Genomic DNA, 18,221 nt, shown 5'->3' on the forward strand with positions numbered 1-18,221 from the left:
ATATAAAAGAGGTGATCTGTAATTTTATTTTAAAATTATGGGTTACCTTTTTTTATTTCCGGTATTAACCAAAAAACTATTAAATCACTCATTAAAAAATTGAACATGAAAAATTCATTCAAATTAGGCTTAGTTGCCTTAGCTATCGCTACTTCATTTGCAGCTTGTAAAGGTTCTGGTTCTGCTTCAGGTACAGATACCGCTAAAATGGACACTGCTAAAATGGACACTGCTAAGAAAGATACCACTAAAATGGACACTGCTAAAGCTGACACTACTAAGAAAGACACTGCTAAAAAAATGTAATCTTACTTTTTTTAGATTTCTAAAAAAACGCCTCCGATTTTCGAAGGCGTTTTTTTATAGTATCAAGTCGTAAGTATCAGGTATCAAGATTTTTTTATCTGGGAAACATCAGTCTTGATACTAATTACTTGCTACTTGATTAATGAACACTATCGCGTAATGCTTTTATTTCGTCATGGGCATCCAAAATTTCGTCATGTTGCCTGGTTACCAGGTCACGTAAAAATCCGGGTATATATTCTTCGGCCAACGCGTCGCGGTAAGCTTTTACAATAGCGTCTTCGCCAAACTCACATTCTTCTAAAATATCGTGCGTGTCATGGGCGGTAAAAGCGGCCTTCACGTCGAGCCAGGCGCGATGTATTTTACCACCGGTTGAAGTACCTGTATCAATATCTTTTCCTAAAACTTCAACCTCTTTTCCCAATTCATTCTTATAACGGTTGCTTGCATCAATTAAGCTTAAAAAAAGCATCCTTAAATCAGTTTCGCCATCTTTTAATTCTTTAAGGGCTCGTTCATAACCCTTTATCCTGTCGTTGTTAATCTGAACCAGGTCATTTAAAACTTCTGCTGTTGCTTGTGTATTTTCCATGATAAATTATGTTTTTATACAATTACAACTCATTAAAAATTAAATTGTTTAATTAAATAATTAATAAATATCTCTATACGAAATATCAACATATTACTTCCTGAATAATGAAATTAGCCAAACGATAACCAAAATAACAACAATAACAGCAATAATGCCCACTATAGCGCCGGCCTTAAATATGCCCGTAATAACCGAGCAACTATTTAAAGTAAGCATGGCCAGTGCGATCAGCAGCAAATGAATCTTTTTCATAATAATATTTTGAGTTGATGAAGTGTAGTGACCGCATTTTGCCGTCGCGGTTTAGCCAGCGCAAGAATCAGGCCTTTTTTTGCGTACAGCGTTTTATTACCCCGCAGTTTCCAAATGCCTAAATTTAACTCAAAATGTATAGTAAACCATACGCCTGGTTCGACATATCCGGCTATATATTAATTGGATAAACACCCAATAATTGCCTTTAATTGAAGGAGCAATCCACAACACGCTTTTTATTTATCTGTTAACCCATCAAATATGTACTAATCAACAAACAATTTAAAAAACGGAACGTTTATTGTGGATATTATCTTGAGAAGAAAGCGTCAACAACATTTCGGCTACAACAAACATTAAGTATTAACATACTTATAGTGCAGGTTTTTGCTAAATTTTTGGTGGTCCCGCAACATTATCATAATTTTGAATTATCTATTTATAACTATATATTATCATGACTTTTCAAATACAATCAAACATTCAATGCGAAAATTGCATTAAATGTGGCACAAGGCCTCAAGTTGAACAATCAAAAAAAAATTGGATTGTTGCCTGTCCAAATAAAAAATGCAATAATTTTGTTAAAGGCGAAATGGTAAATATAGAAGGCTGGAACAGGCTAAACAAGAGCAACGCCAATATTGCACCTAACCAAAGTCTTAAGAAAACTGCCTAAGCTTAACAATTACTCATAATAATTATCACCATACTTAAGTGCTTTTTCGGGCAGATGGTTAATTTTGCCCGCTATAAAAGCAGCCATGAGTAAAGCTATTTTTTCTATAAATAATGCCACCGTAAGATTTTTAAACAGCACACTGTTCAGAGATCTTACATTTAAAATAAACAAAGGCGAAAACTGGGCACTTGTAGGATCAAGCGGCTCGGGCAAAAGTGCCTTATTACAAACCATTGCGGGCCGCTTTAATATAACAGGCGGCTCCATCGCTTATCACTTTGAAAGCGCACATGATGACGAAAGCCTGGTTACAAATGGCATTAGCATTAAAACAAAGCTGGTTGCCATTGTTGAGCCCAGGCATCACTTCCGTAATCTATCAAATACCTCCGACTTTTACTATCAGCAGCGTTATAACTCGTCCGATTCGGAGGATGCCCTAACCGTTAATAATTACCTAAACAACATTGCCAGCGAAACGGTTGACGGATATTGGACCTTATATAAGGTAATGCTTTTATTGAACCTCAATTATCTACAGGATAAGCAATTAATAAAACTATCAAACGGCGAGACAAAACGCCTGATGTTAGCCGCTGCCTTACTTAAAAACCCTGTATTATTATTACTCGACAATCCGTTAACCGGCCTTGACGTAAAAACAAGACAGGAGTTTAATGGCATTATCAGCCAAATTACCGCATCTGGCATCAATTTAATTATTGCCACACCCGCCCATGAAATTCCGGAAGGAATTACCCATGTAGCCGTATTGCAAAACGGGGCAATTATTCATGAAACTACCAGGATCGATTTTAGGCCGGAAGAGTTTATGGCCGATGTTGCCGACAGCATTGATATAACGGCACTTAACATACTTTTAAACCCAGATAAACCGCGGGTAACCTACAACCATATTGTTAAAATGGAAAAGGTGCACATCCAATACGCCGATAAGGTAGTACTGGATGATGTGAACTGGGAAATTAAAACAGGCGACCGTTGGGCGCTGCTTGGCCCAAACGGCGCGGGCAAATCAACACTACTCAGCTTAATAAATGGTGATAATCCGCAAGCCTACGCCAACCACATTATTTTATTTGATAAAAAACGCGGAACCGGAGAAAGCATCTGGGATATTAAAAAGAAAATAGGCTTTGTATCGCCAGAGTTGCATCAATATTTCCCTACCGATAACAGCTGTTTGCAGGTAGTTGAATCGGGGTACTACGATACCCTTGGATTATTCAGACCAAGCAACAAACAAATGGCGGCCATAGCCCTACAATGGATGAAAACGCTTGAAATAGAGCAATATGCCCGAACGCTTTTAAAAAATATACCCGCAAGTGCACAACGTTTATGTTTACTTGCCCGTGCATTAGTAAAAAACCCTTCACTACTTATTTTTGATGAACCCTGCCAGGGCATGGATGACCACCAGCAGCTTCATTTTAAAAACATCATAGATACCATTTGCAAACTAAGCAACGTAACCATGATATACGTAACCCACTATCAGCATGAAATCCCAAATAGTGTTAATAAGGTGTTAACGCTGGATAAAGGAAAAGTGGTTTATTAGGTCATTGGTCATTGGTCATTGGTCATTGGTCATTGGTCATTGGTCATTGGTCATTGGTCATTGGTCATTGAAGGCCAAGTTTGATTGGCAACTATTGTTTTATTTTTTTTAATAAATCTACCCATGACCAATGACAGCGAACCGAAATGCCCCATGACTGATGACAAGCGAAGCGACAATGACTAATGACAGCGAAGCTTAGTCCCCCGGCTCGTAATCAACGGGCAGTAAATCGCATAGTTTGGCTTTTGACCAGGTGCCTTCGTAAAGCGGGGCCGGGTTTGATATTACGGTGCCGTTGTTATCAAACAAAGCATAACTACCATACAGGGTGATTATACTGGTTTCAAAGTTTTCCATATCCAGCGGGCGGTATACATCTTTAAATTCGGTAAGCTCATGCTTTTTGGTATATACTACGTACAAAAAATGCGGAAAGGCGATGGCATAAATTCCAGCCTCGGGTGTGCTGCGCAAAATCTCCATTGACTGATATGGAATCTTCACCACATTTTCATCGCTCCATTTGGTAAGGTTGCTGAGTTTATACCAGTGCATAACCGAGTCGCGGTTGGTTTCTTTATACCTTTTTATTTTTTGCTGTATCAGTTCTTCGGGTGGTCGTTCGCGGTTCAGGGCCCGGGTAAAGTCATGGGCTTCGAACCCTTCCTCCTTTAGCTTATCTTTATATAATGACCTGAAAAAATGCTGGGGCGAGCCGTAGTAAGCCTCCTCGCGTTTGTGTTTCCAAACCTTTTTTTGTTCAGCCGATCCCGGCAGGTTTTCAAACAAGGCCCTGCCTGAGTATTGTATGGTATGCTCAATAGCATCGCTTACGTAGTTTTTCAATAAATATTTGGTGCGATAGCCCAACGCCCTGTTCTCAACCACTAAAAACTCGTCGGCATCCGCCTCCAGCCGCTGCTTGCTACGGTGGTAATTAAGGTTAAGAACGCGCGGGTTAAGCACCTTACATAATTTAGAGTTTTCGGTTGTACCTATAAACTCCCTCCTGAACTGCTCATAGTTTTTTTTCCAATCGGCATTACTGCTTATTACCACTTCGCGCAGCATGAGTACTTTTTGGGTGAGCGATATATTGAGTTTTAAAGGCACGTTACCTACCTGCACTGTTTGTGCATAGTCTTCGTACCCCACTACGGTAACAATTAATTCATACTGGCCAGGCTTGACACCCGATAGGGTAAATGTGCCATCTTCGGCGGTTGAGGTACCGTAAGTAGCGTTATTTAAAAACACGCTGGCATTGGCCAATGGCGATTTACTTTCGCCATGCACTACCTTACCGGTGATAGTAGCGGACTGCGCCAAAACAAACAAGGGGCATAATAAAACAAAGGCTATAAAAACTATCCGGATTGGCCGCATTAACTAAAAATACTGAAATAATTATTCAAGCTACTAAAAAAAGCATTTTTTATGAACACAGGATGAATTGCCAAAGTATTTATTTACTGATATAAGATTTTTACAATGGGGTCTGGGGACGGGGTGCGAGGTGCGGGGTTCGAGTGGAAGGGCTAAATATCTGTATCTACTGCCCTTTGCTTATTAATGTCTGCCCCACCTTTAACTTCGCTTAGGGCAGACACAACTTAAGAGTTTCGACTCCGGGCTTCATACTAACCTTCAACCCAGCCCTACTGTTTCCCCCAATAATAATTTACACCAAAACCAATATTGGTATTCAGCCCAATGTTGAATGAATTAGCTTTGGTTTGATAATCATGGGTATACAGTATGTTACCAAAGCCAAGATTTACGGCCAGCTTTTTTGTGGCAAAAAACACGATATTGGGGTTACCGCCAATACTTATCGAGCCCGAATTAAAGTTGTTGATATCATTGGCCTCGGTAACGCCAAACTGCGGGAATATGCCAATCCTGTCATTCAGCATGCAATAGTACCTGAAATGGATACCTAACGAAAGCGCTTCGGTGTGGTATTTATGATCATACCTGTAACTGGTGGTACCGGTACCTGCTAATGCGGTGTAAACAGATGTTTCGGTTCCGCCCGTACGCGAGTAACCGGGCTGGATGCCAATAGTCCAGTTTTTTGACAGGAACATCCCAAAATCGGGGTTAATTTGCAGGTTAGATATACTATGATTGGTATAAACCGTAGTTCCGGCCGCGAACGAATAGGTGTTTGTGTAGCCATACCCATCGTAATTGTAATTAAGGCTACCGCCGGTGTAATACCGGCCGGTACCAATTTGAGCGTTTGCGGCAAAAGACGCCGCCACAATAAATAAAAGTGTAAATAAGTGTTTTTTCATTGCTGAATTTTAATAGGTGTAAAAACGAAAGCAATGGGATATAACCACCAGGCAATAACACAGATAAGGTAAAGTACTGCATATGGTTAACGTCTCATGCATCCTTTATTACGGCTTTAAACGTAAAAGTGATACTAAAGGTTAGCGCAATATAACAAACAATAGCCCTAATCAACAAAAAGCCTATCTTTGCGGCATGGGTGTATCTTTTGAAGAATTTAATTTTAACCGGCAAATTTTAAATGCCATTGCCGATGCCGGTTATACCGAAGCTACGCCTATACAGCAAAAAGCCATCCCTCCTATCATGAACGGGCAGGATGTAATGGGCATAGCGCAAACGGGTACCGGTAAAACGGCCGCTTATGTTTTGCCCATAATCATGAAGCTTAAATATGCCCAGGGCGAGGCCCCGCGCGCGCTCATTATTTCGCCAACGCGCGAACTGGCTATGCAGATTGAGGAAAACGTTAAAACCTTTGCCTCCAATACCGACCTGCGGGTTGTAGTACTATACGGTGGCCTGGGCCCAAAAACACAAATAGAAAACCTTAATAAAGGTGTAGATATCATTGTAGCCACTCCCGGCCGCTTTATGGATTTATACCTGGCAGGCCATATAGTTACCAAAACCCTGCAGGTACTGGTGCTTGACGAGGCCGATAAAATGATGGATATGGGCTTTATGCCCCAGATTAACCGCTTGCTTGAAGTGGTACCGGTAAAAAGGCAAAACCTGCTTTTTTCGGCCACTATGAGCGATAAAATTCATGAGTTATCCAATAATTTCCTGGAGTATCCAACCATTATTGAAGTTACCCCACAGGCAACACCGGCGCAAACGGTTAACCAACAGCTGTATTATGTACCCAATGTTAAAACCAAAATTCACCTGTTAAAAAAACTATTGGAGGCCGAAGGGGAGATTACCAAGCTGATGATATTTTGCAAAACCCGTGTTGTTGCCGATGATGTTTACAAATTCCTGCTGCGCAAATTTGGCGAGGGAGGGGTTAAGGTGCTACATGCCAATAAAGGGCAAAACACCCGTATCAACTCTATTAACTCTTTTAAAAACGACGAGGTTAAAATACTGGTAGCAACCGATGTAGCATCGCGCGGTATCGATGTTAGTGATGTAAGCCATGTTATTAATTTTGATGTACCTGTTGTAATAGAAGATTATGTACACCGAATAGGCCGCACGGGCCGGGCCCTGCAATCCGGCGAGGCCATTACGTTTTGCGGCCCTGCCGAGGAGTATTACCTTAAGAAGATAGAAAAACTCATTAAACAAACCATCCCGGTTTCGGCCATTCCGGGTGATGTTTTTATTGAGGAAACCGGCTACGATGAGCGCCAGGAAATTGCGAAGGAAATTGATATGCAAAAGCGTAAAGACGACCCGGATTTTAAAGGCGCTTTCCACGAAAAGAAAACCCTCAATCAGCATAAAAAGTTCGACGAGGCCAAGAACAAAGTAAAATATGGCAAAGCCTATAAAGCAGCCGGCGGAAAAACCAGGTCATCATCGTCCCGAAAAAAACGTTAACCGATTTTAAAAACTTCAAACAGATAGTCAATTACATGAAATTGCGCATTACCCCGTTAAATTTTGCCACCACATTTTTTTTGGTAGTAGCTGTTTATATCTGGATAAATGGAGCCGCCATTGCCGGTCGCCCTTTAGAAAACTGGAGCGGTACCATTGGTTGGATATTCCTGTTATTTGCCGCGGTGGTGTTTTTTATGGATCTGATGTTCCGCAACTTTTTTGCCGAGCTTAAAAAACTGTGGATTATTGAGTTGTGCGTAATAGCCCTGATAGCTGTAATCTTTTTCCTGGTTAAATAAACGCGCCCTCCTGTTTCCATAATTTACATGGTAGATAAGCATAATGTTCCCTCAAAAATTACAAACTCATTATAATCCCGTCGCCTTAAAATAACCTACTTTTGCGACTTCAATAAAACAGAAAATGAAAACCGCCGAAATAAAGCTCACCGTTACGCTGGACGATAATAACGTGCCCGAAAATATCATGTGGGAATCAACCGATTCGCAATCAAAAGAGGCATTGCCGGTAAAATCGTTTATGCTGGCCCTGTGGGACCAAAGCTACAAAAACACCCTGCGCATTGACCTGTGGACCAAAGATATGCCCGTTGACGAGATGAAACGCTTTTTTTACGAAACCCTGCAAACCATGGGCGACAGCTTTTTACGCGCCACCGGCGAAAAAAATATTGTTGAAGACCTGCGCGATTACTGCGCCCACTTTGCCGATAAAATGGAAATTAAACAATAGCCTTTTAGTATCAAGTAGTAAGTATCAAGTATCAAGATTTTTGATTGAGTAATTTGAGTGAGGATACTATTTTTATTTGCAGCTGTCTTGCTACTTACTACTTGATACTTGCGACTTGATACTAAATAACTGCAGCTGTCTTGCTACTTGATACTTACTACTTGATACTCCCTTATGCGCCTTAGTTCAATTTCATCATTTGTGGGCTTTGTATTGCTTTTTGCCGGTACATACTGCCCGTTGTTACGTCCGTTCCATTTGTTTAACTGGAATGTTTATCAGCTTAACCAGCCGTACGGTATAGTACTTGTGCTGGTGGCTGTTATTGGTGTTATTTCATCATTTTTAAACCAGTATAAAATTACGCGGGCCTGTGCGTGGGCGTCGGTTATTTTGGTAACCGTGCTGTTTATTGCCGCCATTGTAAAGGTAGAAACCACTTTTAGTTTTATTCCTTTCCGCAAGTTCGATTCACTTTTAACCAGGCAAATTAAATTTAAGTGGGGTTGGTTCGTATTGTTTGCGGGCCCGGTTTTGGCGCTTGCGGGTGCTATTAACGGCAAGCCTAAAGGCTTTGTTAAGCCCGCAGAAACAGTATAAATTAATCAAAATATTCCTTATATGTTTATTAGCTGTTCACTTTACGTAAACAGCTTTTTTTTGAACATATTTGTATTTGTTTAATTATCCCTATCAATGTTGAAACTTACCTTTCGTCAGCAGGTATTAACTGGCTTTGCTRCATCAATCATCCTGGTTTTACTGGTTGGTATACTATCCTATAACAGCATCAGCCAGTTAGAAGAAGATAACACCTGGGTTGAGCATACCCAAAATGTTATCAAATCGTCTACCGGTTTATTGCAGCATATGATAGATGCAGAAACCGGCATGCGCGGTTTTGGAGCTACAGATAAAAAAGTATTTCTTGAACCGTATCATGATGCAATACCACGTATCAACGAGGACCTTAGTACGCTAAAAAATCTCACCAAAGACAATGCGGTTCAATTAAAACGGCTGGACACACTAACATCCCTTGTAACTACCCAGCTAAATATACTTAAAGAGAATATCGATACCCGTGATAGCAAAGGGCTTGAATTTATGGTTGCCAATAACATGTTTTTGAATGGCAAACAAAACATGGATAACATACGGGGGCTTGTAAACAGGGTAATAGAAAACGAAAACCGACTTCTTAGCATTCGCAAACAAAGTTCGGCAAAAGCATCAAAAATGGCCGTCACTGTGATAGCCTGCGGATCGTTAATATTCCTGTTTATCATCCTGTTTTTGTTCAGATACATTCAAACAGCATTTGATCAGCAGAAAAAAATAGAAGAAGAAATTAAGGTTGCCAACGCCGAATTGGGTGTAGTACTTGCCGAAAATGAAGCCAAAAACTGGCTGCTTACCGGTACCGGCACCCTTAACGAAAAAATGCAGGGGCAGCAAAGCGAAAAAGAGCTATCACAAAATATATTGGCCGAAGTTTGCTCTTATACCAAAGCAGCCGCAGGTACATTTTATTTATATAACGATAAGGAGCATCTCCTCGAATTATATGCATCTTACGCATTCCATAATCCAAATTTAATAAAGAAACGGGTACAGCTAACTGAAGGCTGGCTTGGCCAGGTGGCTGCCGATGAAAAAGCAGCTGTGGTAAAAGGCAAGTTGAATGATAGCTTGGAGCTGTCTTCATCGGTAGTTAAAGAATTACTAACCCAAACATTTATCATTCCGTTCTTTTTTGACAAAAAGCTAAAAGGCGTAATGGAAGTGGCCTTTGCCGGCGAATTGGCAGAAAAAGACCGTGGTTATATTTTAGCCATAGCCAATGATATTGGCATTGCGGTAAATACCGCCCAGGCCCGCACCATCATGCACGACCTGTTTGAAGAAACTCAGCAACAAGCCGAAGAACTGGAAGCGCAGCAAGAAGAAATGCGCGTTACCAATGAAGAATTGGTAAATAAAACAGAAATGTTGCAGGCATCAGAAGAAGAATTGCGGGTACAGCAGGAAGAATTACGTACTATTAACGCCGAGCTTGAAGAAAAAGCAAGCCTGCTGGAAGAAAAAAACCAGGCCATTGAAGAAGCACGTGCAGCCATTAACCTTAAAGTTGATGAGTTGGAAACTACGGGCAAATACAAATCGGAGTTTTTGGCAAACATGAGCCACGAACTGCGTACGCCGCTTAACAGTATCCTGGTGCTGGCGCGCATCCTGAAAGACAATAAGCCGGCCAACCTGTCTGAAGATCAGATTAAATACGCCAGCGTAATTTTCAATGCAGGTAACGATTTACTTACACTGATAAACGACATACTGGACTTATCCAAAATAGAATCGGGCAAGCTGGATATGCAAAACGAGGACATCAGGATATCCGAAATTGTTGACGATATGGAAATGTTGTTTAACGAAGTAGCGGGCAACAAAAAAATAAAATATAGCACCAGCATTGCCGGGAATGTGCCTTTAACCGTATTTACCGATAAGGTAAGAGTTGAGCAGGTGATAAAAAACCTGCTCTCAAACGCGTTCAAGTTTACGCCAGAGAATGGCTCAATTTCCATCAATGTAAAACCGGGGCTTAAAGAAAACACCGTCAACTTTGCTATCAAAGATTCGGGCATAGGTATCCCGGCCGAAAAACAACGGATTATATTTGAAGCCTTTCAGCAGGCCGATGGTTCAACAAGCCGCAAATATGGCGGCACGGGATTGGGATTATCCATTAGCCGCGAACTGGCCATATTATTGGGCGGCAGCATAAGCATGACCAGTGAGCCGGGAATAGGCAGTGAATTTATATTGACGATTCCCCTTGAGGCCAAAATAGTACCGGTTGTGAATGACGAGGTTTTACCAACAGCCCAAACTTTCAAGGCCGAAAGTAACTTCCTGAAGCCTGCTAAAGCCATAACCCGTGAAGATAACCACGAGCCATTAGTGGTAATTGTAGAAGATGATAAAAATTTTGCCGGCATACTGCAGGATTATGCCCGTGATCATGGCTATAAATCTATTATAGTTTATGAAGGCACACGCGCCGTTGAAACCATAAAGGAGGCAAAACCCGATGCTGTTATACTTGACATTATGCTGCCAGGCAAGGATGGCTGGCAGATATTAAAAGAGTTGAAGGCTGATGAAGCTACCATACATATCCCGGTACACCTGATGTCGGCAGGCGAAGCGGCGGCTAATCGTGTGCACAAAGAAGGTGCCATCAGTTTCCTTAAAAAGCCTATTAATACCGAAACATTGGATAAACTATTTGCAGATATCATGCTGCAAAGCGGCACCCGGTTTAAGCAAATACTGCTGGTTGAAGACCACAAGGCCCAAAGCCAGGCTTTAAAAGATATGATGCAGGGCCAGGGTATTACGGTAGACCAGGCTTTTGATGGCGCATCGGCATTCAGAATGCTGCACGAAAATGAGTACCAATGCGTAATACTTGATTTAAACCTGCCAGATATTTCGGGCCTGGATCTGTTAGACAAGATCAAGGAAGTTGACCGCTTTATTTCACTACCTGTAATTGTTAATACAGCCATGGAGTTGGATAAAACATCGGTAAACAGGCTTATGCAATATGCAAACGCCATGGTGGTTAAAACCAATAAATCGGCCGATAGACTAATTGACGAGGTTAACCTGTTCCTGAATAAAATTAGCGAATCATCGGCCAGCGGCCAAACGGCGCAAATATCAAAACCAAAATTGCCGGCTAAAGGCAAGGATGCCATTAAAGGTAAAAAGGTGCTTATTGTTGATGATGATATGCGCAATATTTTTGCCCTGAGCAGTGCCCTGCAAAGTTATGACCTTATTGTGGAAATTGCCAACGATGGCGAGGAAGCCATAGCCAAGCTGGAAGAGATCCCGAACATTGATATTGTTTTGATGGATATTATGATGCCCAAAATGGATGGTTACGAAGCCACAAGATACATACGTAAGCAAAACAAATGGGCCAAATTGCCGGTAATAGCATTAACAGCAAAAGCAATGAAAGACGACCGCGAAAAGTGCATAGCAGCCGGTGCCAATGATTATATTACCAAACCGGTTGATATGGACAGGTTAATTTCGCTGATGCAATTATGGCTGGAAAGCTAATTTATGACCGATACTAATGTAATCATATCCGCACCGCAAATAACCGAGCTTATTGACCTTGTAAAAAAGGTGCATGGGTTTGATTTTTCGGGCTATACCAAAGCTTCATTAAAACGCAGGATCACCAGGATTATGCAGCTTAAAAAACTAAGCTTTTATGATCTTAAGCATGCGCTCGTCAACAATCAGGACTTTTTTCAGGAGTTTTTGGAAGAGATAACGGTGAACGTAACCGAGATGTTTCGCGACCCATCATTTTACAAAGGCTTAAACAGCCAGGTTATCCCCTACCTTTCCACCTATCAGCATTCTAAAATATGGGTGGCAGGTTGTTCAACCGGCGAGGAAGTATATTCAATGGCTATCCTGATGCGCGAGGCCGGCCTGAGCAATAAATCGTTCATTTACGGCACCGATATTAACACCGAAGTACTTAGAGAAGCCCGCCGCGGTATCTATAGCCTGCGTAATATAAAAAGTTACGCAGAAAATTATCAATTTACAGGTTTAAAGGGTTCCATTTCAGATCATTTTACTATCTTGTACGACGCAGCTTCAATACACAATGAATTGAAACAAAATACGTTGTTTTCCGTACACAACCTGGTTTCAGATGGAGTGTTCAACGAGTTTCAGCTTATAAGTTGCCGTAACGTGTTTATCTATTTTGAAACTGAGTTGCAGGAACACATCCTGGAACTTTTTTATAAAAGTTTATGCCCATTGGGCTATTTGTGCCTGGGGAGTAAAGAAACAATCCGGTCAGATACTTTTAAAAAGAAGTTTAAGGTGATTAATCCAAAGGAAAATATTTATCAAAAAATTGGCTCCTGATAAAAACCTGCTCGAACGTTGGAAATCTGCCGAAATACTGCTACTCGGCGGCTCTGCTGGTTCGTTTAAAATATTGTTCCAGATAGTAAAAACGCTCGCTCCCAACCTAAACAAAACTGTAATTATTGTAATTCATCGCAAAAAAAATTTTTTTAGCGAAATTGAAAAACTCTTTGCAGAAAACAGCCGTATGTTAATGCGCGAAATTGCCGACAAGGATATTCTGAATAAGAATACTATTTACATAGCGCCCGCGAATTACCATACCTTAATTGAAAAAGAGGGAACATTTGCACTTGATGTATCGGAATCGGTTTGGTTTTCAAAGCCATCAATTGATGTAACTTTTGAAAGCGCAGCCGAAATTTACAAAGAGCGTTGCATGGCGATACTGTTATCGGGTGCAAACCAGGATGGCGCGGAAGGATTGCTTAAATTAAGAAATAACGGCGCTACAACCATCGCGCAGCATCCGGAGGATGCGGAAATGACAGAAATGCCAACGGCAGCAATTAATATTGGAGCCGCAGAATATATTTTACATACAGACGAAATTTTTACATTATTAAGTACATAGGTAATTCACCATACACTAATCAATATTACATGACCCCTGTAAATATTCTTATTGTTGATGATAGAGAAGAGAACATAATAGCGCTTGAGGCCTTATTAAAACGCGATGACATCCGTATATTTTCTACAACATCCCCTAATGAAGCGCTCAAAATAGCCTGGGAAACCCAAATTGCTATAGCACTGGTTGATGTGCAAATGCCCGAAATGGATGGCTTTGAATTGGTAGAGATGCTTAAATCAAACCCGCGTACCAGGGATATTATGGTAATTTTTGTTACTGCTATATCAAAGGAAACCAAATACGCTGTTAAAGGCCTGGGTACCGGCGCAGTTGATTACCTGTATAAGCCGCTCGATCCGTATATAACATCGGCCAAAGTTGATTCATTTGTACACCTGGCCCGCGCACAAGCCGAAATCAAACTCAAAAACCAGGAATTACAAAACTACTCTATAGTTGTAAAAAACTCGGCAGATATCATTTGCTCTGTTGATGCGCAAACCCTGCGGATTGACAATATTAACCCGGCAGTTGAAAATATTTTGGGTTTTAAGCCAGCCGAATTACTGGGCAAGAGCATAGTTAACCTGGCCATTACAGAGCATCAGCCGGCATTTAGAAAAAAACTCGGCGAAATTATTAAAGATAACCTGCCTTTCGCGGTATTTGAAGGCAGGTTTGAACGGTTTGATAAACGGGTAATATGGGGCGAATGCCGTGCATCTTACCATAATAAAATGATATTTATCAATATCAGCGATATATCGCCCCAAAAAAGCTACCAGGAACAACTCATCAAATCAAAGGATCAGGCGGAATATACCAAAAAGGTTAAGGAAACTTTTTTGGCCAATATGAGCCATGAACTACGGACACCCGTTAACGGTATTATTGGCATTACCACTATGCTGCTAAAAACTAATGTTGATGAGCAGCAAAGAGGAATGCTTGATTTGTTGGAAACCTCGTCAAAATCGTTACTTGGCGTTATTAACGATGTGTTGGATATTTCTAAAATCGAGGCCGGGAAATTTAACATTATCCGTACGGCAAATAACGTAAACGATATTATCAAATCGGTTTTCGACTTGCTGAAATTTAGGGCCGACGAAAAAGACATCGAGTTTTTATTGGAAATAGATCCTGAGTTGCCGCCGTATATGATGGTTGATTCGTTGCGTTTAAACCAGATATTGATGAACCTGCTCAGCAACGCCATTAAGTTTACCGAAAGGGGTTATGTAAAATTAAAGGTATCGGTTATACAAAGGCACACCGATAAGGTGAGGGTAAAATATAGTGTTGAAGATACCGGCATCGGAATTCCTGAAGATAAGCTTAACCGGGTGTTTGAATCATTTGAGCAGGCCGATGAGGATACGGTTAGTAAATACGGGGGCACCGGGCTTGGGCTTGCTATAGTAAAAAGATTGGTTGAGTTAAAAGGCGGCGAACTTACGGTAAACAGCAAAATTGGCGAAGGCAGCACCTTCAGTTTTTATAACTGGTACACAATTTCGGCCAAACCGGTTGAAAAGGCCAGTGCGAGACCAGATAAAGTACTTTCCCCCTTTTTAAATGTAAGCGTGTTGGTAGCCGAAGATAATATGGTAAACCAGTTTATGCTATCTAAAATACTTAAAGACTGGCAGGTACAGGTGGATATGGTTGATAACGGCCGTAAAGTGCTTGATAAACTAAGGAACAACCATTATGACATTATATTGATGGATACCCATATGCCCGATTTGAATGGTTACGAAACGGCAAAAACCATCAGGGTTGATTTTGAGGAACCCAAACGAAGTATACCTATTATATCACTATCAGCAGCTTCATTTGGCTACGAGCAACAGGAAGCTTTAACAGCCGGGATGAATGATGTTTTGTCGAAGCCATTTCAGCCATTTCAGCTGCACGAAAAAATGAGTAAACTTTTAAGCGCCCGCACACATAAATTAAAAGTTTAACCTGGTTTGGCCCACGCCCATAACATTGGCTTCGTGTTGCAGCAACCATTGCTTACGCCAAAGGCCGCCGGCATAACCGGTTAAACTCCCATCCGAGCCTATCACCCGATGGCAAGGTACTACAACCCAAAGATGATTTTTTCCGTTGGCGGCAGCAATCGCCCTGATGGCCAAAGGGTTGTTCATTTGTTGAGATTGCTGCAGATAAGTTGTTGTGGTGCCGTACTCAATATTTAATAAACATTCCCAAACCTGCTGCTGAAAATCGGTACCCGGTTGCTTAATGGGGAAATCGAAGGTTTTCCTGGTCCCATCAAAATATTGCTGCAACTGATCAATAGCTATTTGCAGCAATGGCGTAGCTGGCGGCTCTATCTCATATTCCTCATCCCGGATAGAGATGCCTGATATAAATTCACCATCCTGTGTAATACGGACAATCCCGATGCGGGTACGATAATAAGTTATGGGCATTGGTTTGTTAATTGTAATCAAAATTAAAGTAATCGGGGCTATCAAACAAATGGCTAAAATCCCATATTACAAATTATTACCTTTGCCGCATGAAGCTTGTTCAGGAAACCATTCATTTGTTAAAAAAAGAGATTTTGCTGGAGTGGCGGTCAAAATATGCTTTTAACGGGGTTTTGCTGTATGTGGTATCTACCGTGTTTGTTTGCTACATCTCGTTCAATCAAAGCTCCGGTTTAAACGGTACCACCGCCTATCCGCTGGTATGGAATGTGTTGTTCTGGATCATCATGTTGTTTGCATCGGTAAATGCTATTGCCAAAAGCTTTATGCAGGAGAGTAAAAGCCGGTTACTGTATTACTACTCCATTGCCAGCCCGCAAGCCATTATACTTTCAAAAACCATATACAATATTTTGCTGATGACGCTCATCAGCTTTTTGGCCCTGCTGGTATACCAGGTTTTCTTCACCAATAAACTTGGCGATGTATGGTTTTATTTGCTGGCGGTGTTAATGGGTAGCATCAGCTTTTCAACAGTATTTACCATGATATCGGCCATAGCATCAAAAGCCGGCAATAACGGTACACTCATGGCTATTTTAAGTTTTCCAGTAATTATTCCGGTGATATTAATCCTTATCCGCCTAAGCAAAAGAGCAATGGATGGATTGGAGCGAAGCTTAAGTTACGGCGATATCGGCGTTCTGTTTGCCATTAACGCTATCGTAATTACAACCGCGTTGTTACTTTTCCCTTATTTGTGGCGCGATTGAATCCCGATAAGCTACATTATTATTCTCTTATTTTTTGAATATATCTGTTCAATTAGTTTGATCAGCGGTTTTTTACGTTCCAATATCCTTATTTAGAATCATTTTAAATTTTATTTGGATTAAGTCTAATTAAAATATAGTTTTGCCATCAAAGAATCAACGACGATGCATGGCAAAAACTGTACTCTACTCATAATATCTTTATTTATATCGGGCACATTGTTAGCACAACAGCCGAATAATTCAACAGCAGAAGATTCCCTTAATAACAATACTGCAAAAAACTCTATTCTCACCAACACCTCAATAGGTGGCTACGGAAATGCCTTCTATCAGTACAACTCCAATCATGGGACCGCCAAAGTTGACCTGGAACGTTTTGTACTTTTTGTGGGCCATAAGTTTAGCGATAGGATTTCGTTTTTCTCTGAACTTGAACTGGAGGACGCCAAAGTTAACGGCGGCGAGCCCGGAGGCGAAATTACTATTGAGCAAGCCTATTTAAAGTTCAGCCTTAACCCTAATCAATATATCGTGGCCGGTTTGTTTTTGCCGCGCATAGGCATCCTGAACGAAAACCACCTGCCTACCACCTTTAATGGTAACGAACGTAACTATGTAGAAACATTGGTTATTCCGGCTACCTGGCGCGAATTGGGCATAGGATTTTATGGCCGTTTAAATAACCTGCCCGTTAATTACTCGGTGGGGATAATGAACGGACTGAGCGCTGCTGGCTTCACGCACGGAACTGGCATAGTTGACGGGCGTTTTGAGGGGCGTAATGCTACGGGCACCAATCTTGCCGTAACCGGTGCTTTGCAATATTACCAGGGCAGCTTTAAAGCGCAGTTATCGGGCTACTACGGTGGTACGGTGGGCATCCGGAAAACTGAGGCCGATAGCCTTGGCTTAAACTCGGGCATATTTGGCACACCCGTAGCCATGGGCGAGGGCGATATACAATATAATAACCAGGGGGTTTCGGTTAAAATATTGGGCACTATCGCCTCTATTCCCGATGCAGACAAGATTAACCGGGCCTATGCCAGCAATACACCCAAAAGTATGTATGGCGCTTATGCCGAAATTGGTTACGATTTGCTTTTTCGTCAAAACTACGGCAAAATTAATCCTGCCCAACTCATTGTGTTTGTACGCGATGAAAAGCTTAATCTTAATTCGGGGGTTCCGCCAAATGGCATAACCGACCAAACGCTTAACCAGAATTTTGTAGTTGCGGGCTTTACTTATCTGCCGCTACGCAACGTGGTTGTAAAGGCCGACGTAAGGCTGGCCCACACAGGCGTGCAAAACCCGGCATTGGTAATAAACCCAAGCCCGGTAGCTCGGCCATATCAAACCAGCAACTCTTTAGTAAACCTGGGCGTGGGATATTCATTTTAAATGAGG

Annotated in this window: 18 protein-coding genes; 13 read left to right on the plus strand and 5 right to left on the minus strand. The window is 41.4% G+C overall.

The annotated features are described in order from the left end of the window. Positions 1–105 precede the first annotated feature (105 nt). Positions 106–306 (plus strand): hypothetical protein, encoded by a 201-nt coding sequence (locus tag AC1DV1_RS20510; protein WP_477362669.1) that lies wholly within the window; start codon positions 106–108, stop codon positions 304–306. Positions 307–445: 139 nt separating this feature from the next. Here the strand turns inward: AC1DV1_RS20510 and AC1DV1_RS20515 are convergent, their stop codons facing one another. Then, on the minus strand, positions 446–901 hold the full coding sequence (locus AC1DV1_RS20515; protein WP_477362671.1) for a PA2169 family four-helix-bundle protein: 456 nt from the start codon (positions 899–901) through the stop codon (positions 446–448). Positions 902–994: 93 nt separating this feature from the next. Then, positions 995–1,156: a hypothetical protein gene (locus AC1DV1_RS20520; protein ID WP_477362673.1), complete on the minus strand. Its 162-nt coding sequence runs from the start codon at positions 1,154–1,156 to the stop codon at positions 995–997. A 460-nt stretch (positions 1,157–1,616) separates the two neighbouring features. Between AC1DV1_RS20520 and AC1DV1_RS20525 the strand changes: the two genes are divergently transcribed. Both AC1DV1_RS20525 and AC1DV1_RS20530 read left to right on the plus strand, forming a co-directional pair. After that, the gene (locus tag AC1DV1_RS20525; protein ID WP_477362675.1) at positions 1,617–1,838 is read left to right on the plus strand and encodes a hypothetical protein; all 222 of its coding nucleotides are present in this window, start codon (positions 1,617–1,619) and stop codon (positions 1,836–1,838) included. A gap of 85 nt (positions 1,839–1,923) precedes the next feature. Further along, positions 1,924–3,426, plus strand: a complete 1,503-nt coding sequence (locus AC1DV1_RS20530) for an ATP-binding cassette domain-containing protein (RefSeq protein WP_477362677.1) — start codon at positions 1,924–1,926, stop codon at positions 3,424–3,426. Positions 3,427–3,624: 198 nt separating this feature from the next. Here the strand turns inward: AC1DV1_RS20530 and AC1DV1_RS20535 are convergent, their stop codons facing one another. Then, a complete protein-coding gene (locus tag AC1DV1_RS20535) occupies positions 3,625–4,815 on the minus strand; it encodes a carboxypeptidase-like regulatory domain-containing protein (protein ID WP_477362679.1) in 1,191 nt (396 codons plus the stop codon). 272 nt (positions 4,816–5,087) lie between these two features. Then, a complete protein-coding gene (locus AC1DV1_RS20540) occupies positions 5,088–5,729 on the minus strand; it encodes a hypothetical protein (protein ID WP_477362681.1) in 642 nt (213 codons plus the stop codon). Between the two features lie 196 nt (positions 5,730–5,925). On the opposite strand from AC1DV1_RS20540, the gene AC1DV1_RS20545 reads away from it, so the two are divergent. From AC1DV1_RS20545 to AC1DV1_RS20580, 8 genes are all read left to right on the plus strand, one after another. After that, positions 5,926–7,281 carry a DEAD/DEAH box helicase gene (locus tag AC1DV1_RS20545; protein WP_477362683.1) on the plus strand — a complete coding sequence of 452 codons (1,356 nt, stop codon included), beginning with the start codon at positions 5,926–5,928 and terminating at the stop codon, positions 7,279–7,281. A 35-nt stretch (positions 7,282–7,316) separates the two neighbouring features. Further along, positions 7,317–7,583, plus strand: coding sequence for a hypothetical protein (locus AC1DV1_RS20550; RefSeq protein ID WP_090653032.1), 267 nt, complete (start codon positions 7,317–7,319; stop codon positions 7,581–7,583). Between the two features lie 124 nt (positions 7,584–7,707). Then, positions 7,708–8,037 (plus strand): gliding motility protein GldC, encoded by a 330-nt coding sequence (gldC, locus tag AC1DV1_RS20555; RefSeq protein WP_090653031.1) that lies wholly within the window; start codon positions 7,708–7,710, stop codon positions 8,035–8,037. Between the two features lie 174 nt (positions 8,038–8,211). Then, a complete protein-coding gene (locus tag AC1DV1_RS20560; protein WP_477362685.1) occupies positions 8,212–8,637 on the plus strand; it encodes a hypothetical protein in 426 nt (141 codons plus the stop codon). Positions 8,638–8,733: 96 nt separating this feature from the next. After that, positions 8,734–12,177, plus strand: coding sequence for a response regulator (locus tag AC1DV1_RS20565; protein ID WP_477362687.1), 3,444 nt, complete (start codon positions 8,734–8,736; stop codon positions 12,175–12,177). A gap of 3 nt (positions 12,178–12,180) precedes the next feature. Further along, complete coding sequence (locus tag AC1DV1_RS20570) at positions 12,181–13,011, plus strand: CheR family methyltransferase (RefSeq protein ID WP_477362689.1); 831 nt, start codon at positions 12,181–12,183, stop codon at positions 13,009–13,011. Continuing rightward, positions 13,001–13,588, plus strand: coding sequence for a chemotaxis protein CheB (locus tag AC1DV1_RS20575; RefSeq protein WP_477362691.1), 588 nt, complete (start codon positions 13,001–13,003; stop codon positions 13,586–13,588). The genes AC1DV1_RS20570 and AC1DV1_RS20575 overlap by 11 nt, the downstream gene beginning before the upstream one ends. 29 nt (positions 13,589–13,617) lie before the next feature. Next, a complete protein-coding gene (locus AC1DV1_RS20580; protein ID WP_477362693.1) occupies positions 13,618–15,561 on the plus strand; it encodes a hybrid sensor histidine kinase/response regulator in 1,944 nt (647 codons plus the stop codon). Here the strand turns inward: AC1DV1_RS20580 and AC1DV1_RS20585 are convergent. Further along, positions 15,550–16,035: a methylated-DNA--[protein]-cysteine S-methyltransferase gene (locus tag AC1DV1_RS20585; protein WP_477362695.1), complete on the minus strand. Its 486-nt coding sequence runs from the start codon at positions 16,033–16,035 to the stop codon at positions 15,550–15,552. The two genes, AC1DV1_RS20580 and AC1DV1_RS20585, sit on opposite strands and share 12 nt — an antisense overlap. 89 nt (positions 16,036–16,124) lie before the next feature. On the opposite strand from AC1DV1_RS20585, the gene AC1DV1_RS20590 reads away from it, so the two are divergent. Both AC1DV1_RS20590 and AC1DV1_RS20595 read left to right on the plus strand, forming a co-directional pair. Beyond that, positions 16,125–16,808: a heme exporter protein CcmB gene (locus tag AC1DV1_RS20590; protein ID WP_477362697.1), complete on the plus strand. Its 684-nt coding sequence runs from the start codon at positions 16,125–16,127 to the stop codon at positions 16,806–16,808. Positions 16,809–17,027: 219 nt separating this feature from the next. After that, positions 17,028–18,215, plus strand: a complete 1,188-nt coding sequence (locus AC1DV1_RS20595; protein WP_477362699.1) for a hypothetical protein — start codon at positions 17,028–17,030, stop codon at positions 18,213–18,215. Positions 18,216–18,221: the final 6 nt, after the last annotated feature.

The sequence above is a fragment of the Mucilaginibacter sp. P4_D1 genome, assembly GCF_056401935.1.